This is a genomic window from Bradyrhizobium sp. ARR65, assembly GCF_000472385.1.
GTDB lineage: Bacteria > Pseudomonadota > Alphaproteobacteria > Rhizobiales > Xanthobacteraceae > Bradyrhizobium.
Window position 1 is genome coordinate 47,933 of record NZ_AWZU01000019.1, and the last position, 12,331, is coordinate 60,263.

11 protein-coding genes are annotated in these 12,331 nt (G+C 63.0%); 4 read left to right on the top strand and 7 right to left on the bottom strand.

Going from position 1 to position 12,331, the window contains the following annotated elements; all coding sequences use genetic code 11:
• Positions 1-34: 34 nt before the first annotated feature.
• Entirely contained in the window at positions 35-508 is a 474-nt protein-coding gene (locus F758_RS0121065; protein ID WP_024509730.1) for a carboxymuconolactone decarboxylase family protein, read from the bottom strand.
• Positions 509-561: 53 nt separating this feature from the next.
• Here F758_RS0121065 and F758_RS0121070 point away from each other — a divergent pair, with 53 nt between their 5' ends.
• Positions 562-1,158: a MarR family winged helix-turn-helix transcriptional regulator gene (locus F758_RS0121070; protein ID WP_024509731.1), complete on the top strand. Its 597-nt coding sequence runs from the start codon at positions 562-564 to the stop codon at positions 1,156-1,158.
• 138 nt (positions 1,159-1,296) lie between these two features.
• Here F758_RS0121070 and F758_RS47945 read toward each other — a convergent pair whose 3' ends face one another.
• Positions 1,297-3,948, bottom strand: coding sequence for an AMP-binding protein (locus tag F758_RS47945; RefSeq protein ID WP_084305543.1), 2,652 nt, complete (start codon positions 3,946-3,948; stop codon positions 1,297-1,299).
• 293 nt (positions 3,949-4,241) lie between these two features.
• Between F758_RS47945 and F758_RS0121080 the strand changes: the two genes are divergently transcribed.
• Entirely contained in the window at positions 4,242-5,471 is a 1,230-nt protein-coding gene (locus F758_RS0121080) for a lytic murein transglycosylase (protein WP_024509733.1), read from the top strand.
• A 4-nt stretch (positions 5,472-5,475) separates the two neighbouring features.
• Here the strand turns inward: F758_RS0121080 and F758_RS0121085 are convergent, their stop codons facing one another.
• Positions 5,476-6,105 carry an MSMEG_1061 family FMN-dependent PPOX-type flavoprotein gene (locus F758_RS0121085; RefSeq protein WP_024509734.1) on the bottom strand — a complete coding sequence of 210 codons (630 nt, stop codon included), beginning with the start codon at positions 6,103-6,105 and terminating at the stop codon, positions 5,476-5,478.
• A 188-nt stretch (positions 6,106-6,293) separates the two neighbouring features.
• Positions 6,294-6,575 (bottom strand): hypothetical protein, encoded by a 282-nt coding sequence (locus tag F758_RS51935; RefSeq protein ID WP_245286544.1) that lies wholly within the window; start codon positions 6,573-6,575, stop codon positions 6,294-6,296.
• On the opposite strand from F758_RS51935, the gene F758_RS0121090 reads away from it, so the two are divergent.
• Complete coding sequence (locus F758_RS0121090; RefSeq protein ID WP_245286543.1) at positions 6,477-7,169, top strand: AraC family transcriptional regulator; 693 nt, start codon at positions 6,477-6,479, stop codon at positions 7,167-7,169. The genes F758_RS51935 and F758_RS0121090 overlap by 99 nt on opposite strands.
• Positions 7,170-7,286: 117 nt before the next feature.
• On the opposite strand, the gene F758_RS0121095 is transcribed toward F758_RS0121090, so the two are convergent.
• On the bottom strand, positions 7,287-8,099 hold the full coding sequence (locus F758_RS0121095; RefSeq protein ID WP_024509736.1) for an SDR family NAD(P)-dependent oxidoreductase: 813 nt from the start codon (positions 8,097-8,099) through the stop codon (positions 7,287-7,289).
• A 138-nt stretch (positions 8,100-8,237) separates the two neighbouring features.
• On the bottom strand, positions 8,238-10,079 hold the full coding sequence (recJ, locus tag F758_RS0121100) for a single-stranded-DNA-specific exonuclease RecJ (protein WP_024509737.1): 1,842 nt from the start codon (positions 10,077-10,079) through the stop codon (positions 8,238-8,240).
• A gap of 312 nt (positions 10,080-10,391) precedes the next feature.
• Between recJ and F758_RS0121105 the strand changes: the two genes are divergently transcribed.
• On the top strand, positions 10,392-11,492 hold the full coding sequence (locus F758_RS0121105; protein WP_024509738.1) for a methyl-accepting chemotaxis protein: 1,101 nt from the start codon (positions 10,392-10,394) through the stop codon (positions 11,490-11,492).
• A gap of 9 nt (positions 11,493-11,501) precedes the next feature.
• On the opposite strand, the gene F758_RS0121110 is transcribed toward F758_RS0121105, so the two are convergent.
• Entirely contained in the window at positions 11,502-12,221 is a 720-nt protein-coding gene (locus F758_RS0121110; RefSeq protein ID WP_024509739.1) for a haloacid dehalogenase type II, read from the bottom strand.
• Between the last annotated feature and the right edge of the window lie 110 nt (positions 12,222-12,331).

Below are 12,331 nucleotides of genomic sequence, written 5' to 3' on the forward strand. Positions count from 1 at the left end.
CTCCTGGATTGTTGTCCCTCCCCTGCCCTCCGCCTCAGCTTGTGGCGCGCGTGGCCTGTCGCGCCGGCGGCGTCCAGCGGAAGGCGACGCCGAACCGGTTCCAGACATTGATCACCGCGACAGCCGAGCTGAGATAGACCAGCTCTTTCTCCGAAAATTGCGCGCTGGCTTGCCCGTAGACCTCATCGCTCACGCCGTTTGGCAGCAAGGTCAGTGCCTCCGTCCACGCCAATGCGGCGCGCTCTCGGGCTGAGAACTGCGGCGCCTCGCGCCAGACCACCAGGAGATTGAGCTTGTCGATCGACATGCCGAGCCGCTCCGCCTCGAAGAGATGAAACTGCACGCAGAAGGCGCAGCCGTTGATCTGGGAGGCGCGAATCTTCACCAGCTCCAACAGCTCCTTCTCCAGGCCGGCGTTGCCGGCGAGCTGACTCAGCGCCGCTACACGCTCGTAGATGTCGGGCGCGAGCGCCCTAAAATCCGGATAGTCCTTGCGGGCGTGTGACATGTCGATCACCTCGTGATATAAGAGCTCTGATCGATTATAAGAGCTCTTATCTCATGCGCAAGTTGGATATGAAGCCGCGAGAGCCGCGGCACGAGGAGCCGGGCAGAGTTCGAAAACCACGTCCGAAGGCGCGCTCGAAAACATCACTTCCCAGCAAGGAAGGTGTCGCCGTCACGAGGCTGCCCGTCCCCGTGCGGCCGCCGCCGGTGGGCGAGGGCAAGCGCGGCGAAAGCGGCCATCTCGGCTATCTACTGCGCCAAGCCCAGGCGGCATCGCGCCTCGCCTTGGAGCGCTCGCTTGCCGAATTTGGTGCAACGGTGCCGCAATTCATCGTGCTCACCATGCTCAAGGCCTATCCGGGCCTATCCGGCGCCGATCTCGCCCGCGTCGCTTTGCTCACGCCGCAAACGATCGGCGTCATCATCCGCAATCTCGAGCGTGACGGCGCGATCAGAAAGACGCCGCATCCAGTGCATGGGCGGATGCTGCAATGGACGCTAACGGCGCACGGCATTACCCTGCTCGAGCAATGCCGCAAGCGGGCGATGGCGTTGGAACAGCGGCTTGCGGCGGGCCTGACGGCCAAAGACGAGCGCATCATCCGGGAGTGGCTTGCCAACATCGCCGTGAGGCTGCAGCAGGAGAGCTAGAGCTCCCTGGCAAAGCCGGTTTTGCGGCGGCGCGAAGGCAGACGTCACCGGAAGTCGGAGTCGGGCACATACCGGAAGTCCGCGAGATATCTGATTGAGCCGTTCGGCGGCGAACCTTTCGTGATGTGGACGTCCGACTCAAGTTTCGATCCTCATAGGGCCGCCGATTTGCTCTCCTTGAGAGAAAATTGGCGACGTGTGCGGTTCAATGGCAGAGGGCCCGCCGTCAGCCAGAGTGTCGATTCTTTGCCGCAGATGATCAACCAGACGTTCCGCGCCGATTGCGAGGCAGCCATCATGTCCCCAAGGCACCTGGACGACTTCCAGTTGAGAACAGAGATGCCGCCATCCGCGACCCTCGTGTTGGGCCGCGTAAAAAACGACGGAGACCTCGAGCGGTGCCGGAAGATATCGCGCCATTGCGATTGAATAAGCGTCCCACAAGAACCGTGGGATTTCGGAGTTGGCGATCACAATCGGCTCGCTCGCCGAACGCTTGGCGTACCGCTCCCACTGTGCCATTCGTTCAAACGTCTGGCGCAAGAGGTTAGATGGAACCACGGATTTCATCAACCCGACGATCGCCCGCGTCACCGGACGGGCGTTGACGGTCGGCGGGTCGACCATCGCTACCATGTGAACCTTGTGTCCAGCAGCCATCAGCTGGCGGGCGGCTTCGAACGCCACCATGGCGCCGTTGCATTTGCCGCCTAGGAAGAAAGGGCCGCTGGCCTGCCGTTCCAGGATAAGCGGCAGGCGATCAGCGGCCATTTGCTCGATCGAGGGCGGGATCGGCTCTCCACGAAGACCGTGGGGATTGATGGAAATTATTGGATAATCGGGACCGAGAAGTTCAACGATCCGCCGCACGCCCGTGTGGCCGCTTCTAAGGTCTCCATTGAAAAAGTACAGTGGAGGCCGATTGCCGTCAGGGTGAAACTGGACTAACGGCGTCGCTTGTGTGTCGATTTGCGCGTCAATCTTTTGGACGAGTTGCCGGATGGTTTCCGCGCCGAAGAGGATCGTTGCCGGTATGGATTGGCCGACAAGCTGTTCGAGCTGAATCAGCATCTCCGTTGCCAGCAGCGAGTCACCTCCGCTCGCAAAGAAATCATCGTCTAGCGTCACGGCGTCGGACTTGAGCAGCCTCCGCCATAGCGTCAGCAATTCGCCTTCCAGGTCCAGCGACCCTTTGCGCACAACAGGCACAGGCATCGCCTTCTGATCATCCGATAGGCCGTCGAGCGACTCGCGCAGTCGTCGGCGTTGAACTTTTCCCGTCGCGCCCTTTGGCAGTTGGTCGAGGATGACGATGCGCCGCGGAACCTTGAAGGATGCCAACTCACCTTGCAAAAACTCGCGAAGCTCCCGAGGTGTCGTCTGCGCCCCAGGAGCGGCAATGATTGCGGCCGCGACGTCCTCGCCAAGACGTGGATGAGAGATGGCAAAGGCGGCAGCCTCGGCTACAGCCGGATGGCGCAGTAGCGCGGATTCGATCTCCGCGGGGGCAATCTTCTCACCGCCCCGATTGATCAATTCGCTTAGGCGGCCATGCAGCGAAAGAAAGCCGTCTTCGTCGAGGCTGCCGATATCGCCCGTGCGAAACCAACCATCTATGAAAGCAGCTTGATTGAGTTCCGGCGCGTCGAGATAGCCGGAGAACACGGTCGGGCCACGAATCCAAATTTCACCGCGCTCGCCGGCTGATAGGAGGTGTCTATCCTCACCAACGATGGCCAGAGTATCAGGCCAAGGTTGGCCGCAGGTCCCTGGCTTATTCGGGCCGGGCGGCGGCAAATTGGCGGCGATCTGCGCGGCTTCGCTGGAGCCGTAATGCTCCAGCACAGGCACGCCCAAAATTCGCTGCAGGTCATCCTGTACGTCTGTAGGCAGCGGTGCGCCGCCCGATACGACAAACCGCAAAGTGTGCGCCGCCCGCGCATCATCGAGACGTCGTGCTTTGTCCAGCACTGCAGCGTGAAACGCGGGCCCTGCCGAGTACCAAGTCGGCCGAAGGACATCGAGCCACTCATCCAGCGCCAGGATGGCATTGTTCGCCGGGACAGCAATGCTGCCGCCGGTCAGCAGCGGTGTGAAGACCGTTACTTTGAGCCCATGAGAATAGAAAGGGGGCGACACGCTCAAGCAGCGATCCTGGGGCGTGAGGCCGAACCAGTCCTGAAGACGTGCGGCCGCCGCCAGCATATTGCTGTGGCTGAACGGAATGAGCTTTGGCTGCGCGGTCGTGCCCGACGTCTGCAGGATGAAGGCGGGCGAGTGTGGATCAGGTTCAGCGTCGATCGCAGCGAAGTCGGCCCGCACGGCGGCATCGAATCCAAGCTGGCCGTGTCCGACCGGAACGGCTTCGATGATGGCAATCCCGCTCCGCTCAGCGGCTTGCCGAGCTTCAGAACCACTGCCTTGCGGCACGAGAAGAGCGTTTAGGCGTAGCATGTCGAGGCGCTGATTGATCTCCGCTGGGGACAGCCGCGGATCAAGAGGAACTGCGATGCTGCAGCAGGCTACTGCCACGATGGCGAGAACCGCCTCCGGACCGTACGGCATGAGCACGCCGATCCGGGCGCTGCAATCGAACCCACCCAAACGCAACTGCCCGCGGATGTCGTCCAACCGGCGCTGGAGATCGCAGTACCTCAGCGGCGCAAACATGCTGGAGACGATCGCAGGCTGGTGCGGGAAACGGCTCGCAGTTCGACCTATGACTTGGCCCAGTGTGCGTTGCGCTTTGGACTCTGCACGATCGGGGGCGAACGAGTTTTTTTGGAGCAGATTACGCGAGGCGACTTCGCGATCTCTCGGAGCGAATTCGTCACAGAAGCCCCTCTCACCTCAGGCGGCTAGACAAAGCCACCGCAATTGCCGATCGGAAACATTACGCCCGCTTCCCTCCAAACCGGGCAACTGGCAATAATGAGTACCTCGGAATGGCAGTAAATCTTACCTTAGGTTATTTCCCCGTCGGGAGGTCGCCTTTGGGTCACAACCGGTAAGGCTCGGATACAGCAAATGACTTCTCTTCCACGTCCAAAAGCCGATACCGCGCGGCACACTAGATTAGGCCGATGAGACAGCCTGATTCCTGGAACCTGCCAACACGGCGCGCCCTGCTGCGCGCCGTCGTGTCCGCCGTCGCCCTGGTCTTGCCCGCCAGGGTGCTCGCGGCCCCGCCCGGCTTCGAGCAGTGGCGCGAGAATTTCCACCGGCGCGCGCTCGCGGCGGGCATTTCGCAGGCGACCTGGGATCGCGCGATGGCGCATGTCGAGCCCGATATGACCGTGTTCAAGGAGATCCGCAACCAGCCGGAGTTCAACGAGCAGATCTGGCAATACGTCAATCGCCGCGTTTCCGAGTGGCGCATCATCCACGGCAAGGAGGCGCTCGCAGCAAACGCGGCGCTGTTCGGGCGGATCGAGCGAGATTTCGGCGTCGAGCGCGGCACGCTGCTCGCGCTGTGGGGCGTCGAATCCGCTTATGGCGATCCGATCGTGCAAAAGAACCACATGCGTCCCGTATTCCCTTCGCTGGCTGCGCTCGCCTGGAACGAACCGCGCCGCAAGGCCTATTGGGAAGGCGAGCTCCTCAACGCGCTGCGGATCGTCGATCGGGGCTGGAGCACGCCGGAGGAGATGCGAGGATCATGGGCCGGCGCCATGGGACATACGCAATGGATGCCGGAAGTCTGGCTGCATGTCGGCATCGACTATGACGGCGACGGCAAGATCTCGCCCTTCGGCAAGCCGGATGATGCGCTGGGCTCGACCGCAAAATTCCTGGTCAACCGCGGCAAATATCATCGCGGCGAACATTGGGGTTACGAGGTGAAAAGCCCCGATGGCGCGATGAGCGGCAGCCGCAGCTATGCGGCCTGGGCCGGTGCCGGCGTTACCCGCGCCGACGGCCAGCCGTTCCCGCAGCCCAATGCGTCGGCGCAGATGTGGGTGCCGGTGCCGGGCGGGCCGGCCTTCCTCCTGGGGCCGAATTTCTATGCGGTGCGCAGCTACAATCCCTCGATGAATTACGCACTCGCGATCTGTCATCTCGGCGACCGCATTCTCGGCGCCGGCCCCTTCATCCAGCCCTTCCCGGGCTCGGAGCGCGCGCTCACGCTAGCCGAGGTGCAGGAGATGCAGACACGGCTGACCAAGGCCGGTTTTGACACCGGCGGCACCGACGGCCGCGTCGGCAACGATACCATGAAGGCGGTCCGCGATTACCAGCTCAAGATGGGTATCCTGCCCGCGGACGGTTATGGCGGGTTGAAGGTGCTGGCGCGCTTGCGACAAGGTGGATAACGCCTCAATAGAGCTCGGTCTTGACCGCGTGATCGTAGTGCGCATCCAACTCGTCGGCGGATGCGTTGTTTATGCCTGCAAGTGCAACCATCATAGCTCCGACGCTAGGTAGCTTCGTGCGGTCAAGCTGGGCCGAAGCTTGCCAAAGCCTCGCCCGGTTGATGGCTTTGCCGCAGTGGAACAACACTTCCTCGACTGTGACGACCGTCGCGGCCTTTGGTGTGCGTCCTGCCTCCGCAAGCTCAGCAAGAAGCAATGGCGTGGTCGATATCTTTGCGCGTCCATTGATGCGCAGGAATACTTCCAGGCCGGGAAACAGAAACAGCAGTGCGACCCGGTCGTCGTCGAGCAAATTGCGGAACGACTCGATGCGGTTATTTCCCGGCCAATCGGCGAAAACCAGAGTCCGCTGATCGATGACGCGAACAAAGCCCGGCGGACCGCCACGCGGTGTGGCATCGAGACCGCGGGAGCTGGCGGTCGCAAGGCAAAAAAACGAAGCTGCCGCGAGATAAGCCTTGTGAAATCCCAACAGTTCACGCGTGACCGCCTTCTGCACATGCTCGGACGGCGCCGCATAGAGCTGGTCAAGCGTGTCGGAAGAGGCGACGACATTGGGCGGATCAGATGGCATCAGCGCACTCCGTTCGCGGCGAGGACTTCTGAATCTCGAAAGCTTCTAATAATTCCAGCGCCCCGGGCTTCCGTGGAGCGTCTATAGTGTAGCGTCGGATCCCGACATGCCGCCGGCCTCCGGTCAAACGGTCTGGAACAATTTCCCCTTCGCGCATCTCAAACTCCGCTACAACGGACAGAATGTTATCAGCGCAGATTTTGCCTCGCTAAGCTGTCGGCGCCATTCAGTTGCTCGATGACGCCATGGCCGACTTCTCGCTCGATCCTTCCGCGATAGACCGCCCGAACGGAGCGTTGCTTATCGTCGCTGCGGGACGTGACCGCGACGAGCGCGTTGCGGCGCCCCATCGGCACGCGCGCGGTCAACTGCTGGCGTCGACGCGCGGGCTGTTGTCGGTCGGCGTTGAGGACGGGATTTGGGTTGTGCCTGCAATCCATGCGGTGTGGTTGCCGCCCCATCATGTCCATTCGGCCCGTTCGCATGGCCCATTTCAAGGCTGGAGCGCGTACATCGCCGAGCACGCCTGCCGAGATTTGCCGAAACGGCCGTGCACGCTGCGAACCTCCGACTTGCTGCACGCCGCGATGCGGCGCGCCGCCGAATGGCACGTCGGGCCGCTCAATGCGCGCGATCTGCGGCTTGCCTCGGTCATCCTCGACGAGATCCGCAGTCTGCCGGTCGAGCCGTTCGGGCTTCCCCACCCAAGGGACCCTCGCCTGCAGATGATCGCGCGCGCACTGCTCAATGAGCCTGCGAACCGGCGTCATCTGCACGACTGGGCCGATTGGGCGGCGATCAGCCCGCGCACATTGAGCCGCCGCTTCGTCGCGGAGACTGGGTTTACCTTCACCGCATGGCGACAGCGCGCCCGATTAATGCGATCGCTCGACATGCTGGCGGCGGATGTACCCGTGACCACGGTGGCCTTCGACCTCGGCTACAGCAGCATCAGCGCTTTCATATCCCTGTTTCGACGGACCTTTGGCATCACGCCCGGCGAGTATCTGCGTGACTGGGCAAAGCTGGGCGGGCTCGCAGCCAAGTCGACGAGACCGGACTGATACTATCGGTAACGCGGGCTCGCAGTCGTGCAATCACAAGGGCCTGTTGAGGACGGCGATCGCCCACACTGATTGCAGGACCGCCGGCGCGATTGCGCCAAGGCAGCCAGCCCTCCCTCATGACCGGCGAACCGCGGTCCCCGCGAACATACCGCCATCAATGACGAGTTCGGTCCCGGTCATATAGCTCGATGCGTCGGAGGCCAGGTACAGCACGCCTTGGGCGATCTCCTGCGCCTCGCCGGCGCGCCCCAATGGAGTCGCGAGGCGTGCGAGTTCCTGCGGATCGATCGGCGCATTCTGGCCGCTGGACGCTCCCGGCGGAATCTTCCCCCAAATCGGGGTGTCGATGATTCCGGGATGCACCGAGTTGACGCGGATGCCGTCGCCGAACGAGGCGCACTCCATCGCAATCGATTTGGCGAACAGGCGCACGCCGCCTTTGGTTGCGGAATAGCCCGCCAGCGTCGCCGATCCCCGCAGACCAGCGAGCGACGACATCATAATAATGGAGCCGCCGCGGCCGCCCTTGCGCATCAGAGGCAGGCAGTGCTTCACCGACAGGAACACACCGTCGAGATTTATCGCGGTCTGCCGCCGCCAATCGGCCAGCGACATCTCGACAATGGAGGGCACGCCTATCCCGATGCCTGCGTTGGAAACAAGCACATCCAGCCGGCCGAAGCGCTGCTCGATTTCGACCACGATTTCCGCCCAACGCGGTTCGCTGGTCACGTCCTGCTGGAGAAATATCGCCTGCTCGCCGCCTGACTTGCGAATGCCGGCCACAACCTCCGGTCCCTTCAGCTCATCGATGTCCGTGACGACGACGGACGCGCCCTCCTGCGCCAGCAACTCGGCAATCGCTTGCCCAATGCCCGACGCACCGCCCGTGACCAAGGCGACCTTGCCTGCAACCTGCCCTGCCATTTTCTCTCCCATCGCTTGTTCTTCGTTGGTTTGAACAGCCTAGAGCGCGATGAGATCAGGTTGAATCGTCATCGCGCTCTAAGTTCTTTTAAGCATGATCTTTTCGGAAAACCGCTGCACACTTTTCCGGATCATGCTCTATCTGATCACGGCCGGCCCCTGATCGGGCAGCGCGACGTCGAGCACGCGCAATTGCACGCGCTCCGTTCCCTGGAAACGGTCGATGGCAAGCGAGCCGGCGACATGCAGTGGCTGTCCGCGATTCTGTGTCAGCGCGTTGCCGAGCTTTTGTCCAACCGAGCGGAACGCCATGGCGTTGACGATCGCGCCGTCGCCGGATTTGAAGCGCAGCCGCAGATGCGCCTGTCCCACTTCATCCGCATAGATCAACTGATGCGACGGCAGCGCCAGCAGCGGCTCGGGATTGCCGCTGCCGAACGGGCCGGCGCGATCGAGGGTTTTCGCGAGCTCTGCCGTAACGCCGCGTGCCGAGATCGCGCCGTCTATCAACAGCTCGTTGACATGCCGCGCCTGCGCGACGTCGTGGGCCAACGCGCTTTCCAGATAGGCGCGAAACTCCGCAAGCTTTTCCTTGCGCAGCGTGACGCCCGCGGCCATCGCGTGGCCGCCTCCCTTGATGAGCAAGCCGTCAGTGACGGCCTGGCGCACCGCCTTGCCGAGATCGACGCCGGGAATGGAGCGACCTGAACCGGTGCCGATACCGCCGGGTTCGAGCGCAACCGCGAAAACGGGCCGCGCAAATTTTTCCTTCAGCCGCGCCGCGACGAGGCCGACGACGCCGGGATGCCAGCCCTCGGATGCGGTGACAATCACCGAACCCTTATCCTCGAGGCCGAGCGAGGCGAGCGCCTCCGCTTCGGCCTGCGCTTCGGCATCCTGCTCGATCTGCCGCCGCTCGGTATTGAGCCGGTCGAGTTCGACTGCGATCCGCGCGGCTTCAGATACATCGCCCTCGAGCAACAGCCGCACGCCGAGATCGGCGCGTCCGATGCGCCCGCCGGCATTGATGCGCGGCCCGAGCAGAAAACCGAGATGCCAGGCCTCCGGCGGACCGTTGAGCCTGGAGACATCCATCAATGCGGTGTGACCGACATGATCGCGCCGGCGCATCGCGATCAGCCCCTTGGCGACCAGCGCGCGGTTGAGCCCGATCAGTGGCGCGACGTCCGCAACCGTGCCGAGCGCCACGTGATGCAGCATGCTGAGCAGATCAGGCTCCGGCATTTCGCTGGTCCAGAAGCCGCGCTTACGCAATTCGCGGTTGACCGCCACCAGCGTAACCAGCGTCAAGCCGACGGCCGCGAGGTAGCCGAGCCCGGAGAGATCATCTGGCCGGTTCGGGTTCACCAGCGCATCCACCTCGGGCAATTCCGTGCCGCATTGATGATGGTCGATGACGACGACGGACATGCCGAGGCGCTTGGCCTCCGCCAACGGCTCGATGCTGGTGGTGCCGCAATCGACCGTGACCAGGAGCGTCGCGCCCTTGCCCGCCAGCATGCGCACCGCTTCGGTGTTGGGGCCATAGCCCTCGAACAGCCGGTCCGGAATGTGGATCAAGGGATCGAGCCCGCAATGGCGCAAGTGCCAGGCGAGCAGCGCGGCCGAGGTCGCGCCGTCGACATCATAGTCGCCGAAGATAGCCACCTTTTCACCACGCGCGGCAGCCTCGGCGATGCGCTTGGCCGCCGCTTCCATCTGCGTCACCGTGAAGGGGTCGGGCATCAATTTGCGGATAGTCGGATCCAGGAAATCCGGCACCGCGTCGATATCGATATCGCGCCCGGCGAGAACGCGCGCCAGCAGTTCCGGCAGGTCATGGCGCTGCGCGATCGCAAGCGCGCGCGCCGCGCCGCGAGCGTCCAGGCGGTCGCGCCAAAACTTTCCGGTCAGCGATTGGCTCACGCCGAGAAAGGCCGGCGGCGATTCGATGGGCAGTACGATTGCGGGAAGGGTCATGATGCGAGATCGGAAACAAGCACGCGGGTCGCGCAACGCGGAAGTGTAATGGACTGCGTTTTGGCGTGCACCGGCCGGAGCTGCGAATCACACAGGTTCCGTGGTCTTATCCCGAATCGCCGAAAAAAGCAGCGAACTGCCGAATAAACGTGCAGTTTCCGACACCTAAAGCGGGGCGAGAGCACCGCGAAATTAAATGCGCGTTAGCTCTCATCCGCGACCATGCGCGGACGATTTAACTCAAAAGCTGTTTGATCCCGATTCCCGCCCTGGTTGTAATTGCGGGGACCAGCGGTACGAGGACATTCGCCAATGTCTGTTGCACTTCAACAGAACCGAGCCAAACCATTTGCCAACACACAGGCCAAGCCTGGCGCTGCAGAAGACGACGATTCCGACATTTCCGCGCTGATCGGCCGGCTCACGGCCGAGGTCAATCAGATCGCCATCGACAAGACCAAATCGATCCAGCAGATCACCAACCAGATGAAGATGCTGGCGCTGAACGCGCTGATCGAGAGTTCGCGTGCGGGCGCGCAAGGCGCCGGGTTCGGGGTGGTCGCGCAGGAGGTGCGCGGCGTCGGCCAGCAGGTCGAGGCGATAGCGCGCGAACTGGAAACCCAGCTCACCAAGCGCACCGCCAATCTCATGACCTCGATCCAGCGCATGGTCGAGCGCTCGCGCGGCGAGCGCCTGGTCGACCTGTCGCTCAACGCCATCGAACTGATCGACCGCAATCTGTACGAGCGGACCTGCGACGTGCGCTGGTGGGCCACCGACTCGGCCGTCGTCGAATGCGCGGCGGCGCCCGAAGCGGCCGCGGTCGCACACGTTTCGGAGCGGCTCGGCGTGATCCTGTCGGCCTATACCGTCTATCTCGACCTCTGGCTCTGCGACCTCGATGGCAACGTGATCGCCAGTGGACGGCCCAACCGTTTCAGCGTCAAAGGCCAGAATGTCGCTGCCACAAAATGGTTTGCGCAAGCGCGCGGGCTCGCCTCGGGCGACGACTACGTCGCCGGCGATGTCGAGTGCCAGCCCCTGCTCGGCAATGCCCAGGTCGCGACCTATTGCGCGAGCGTGCGCGCCGACGGCAAGGCCCATGGCAAGCCGATCGGCGTGCTCGCCATTCACTTCGATTGGGAGCCGCAAGCCCGCGCCATCGTGCAGGGTGTGCGCGTCGGCGCCGATGACAAGGCACGCGTGCTGCTGGTCGACTCCAATTTTCGGGTAATCGCGGCCTCCGACGGCCAGGGCCTGCTCACCGAACGCGTAACGTTGTCGCTCGAGGGCCGGCGCAGCGGCTTCTATCACGACCGCTCCGGCGCGCTGGTCGCCTTCCACGCCACGCCGGGCTATGAGACCTATAAGGGGCTCGGCTGGTTTGGCGTGATCATCAGCGGGGCGGGATAGGCCAGAGGTTCAGCACCCCAGCCGGTCGGCGATGCCGCCGAAATCCTTGGCGATGATGTCCCAATTGCCGGTGGCCTCGAAGTCTATCTTCTGCAACGGACCGTACTCGGTCGGGCGTGCCACGAAGGCGGTCTTCAGGCCGTGCTTCTGCGCGTTCTTCAGATCGTAATTGTGGGCCGCCACCATCATCACCTCACCCGGCTGCAGGCAAAGCAGCTTGACTGCGCCGAGATAGGTTTCGGGGTCGGGCTTGTAGTGCTCGAACAACTCCGCGGACATGATGAGGTCCCAGGGCAGGCCTGCAAACTTCGCCATGTTGGTGAGCAGCGCCACGTTGCCGTTGGAGAGCGGCGAGATGATGTATTTCTTCTTGAGCCGCGTGAGCCCGGGCACGCTGTCCGGCCAGGGAGACAGGCGATGCCATCCCATGGTGAGGTGATGCAGATCGGCATCCGTGAGTCCGGAGATACCGAGCTGGGCGACCAGCGTTTCCAGGGAGCGCCGATGCAGCACGTCGAGGATCACATAGCCGCGCTCGGGATGCTTGCGCACCTCGTCCATCGAGGCAGTGTAGACCGCGCGCCAGCCGTCCACCAACGCGACCCAATCCGCCTTGAGGCCGCGCGTTTCGCCCCACCTGGTGAAGTCGTTGATCAGGCTGGTGCGCCAGTCGACGACGGTGCCGAACACATCGAACACCAGCGCTTTGACGGCCGAAAGATCTGACACGGTCGTTTCCCCTTTTCTTGTTCTCGTCATTCCGGGCGATGCGCAAGCATCGAACCCGGAATCTCGCGCCGCAATTTCTGGATTCCAGGCTCCCGCTTTGCACGCCGGAA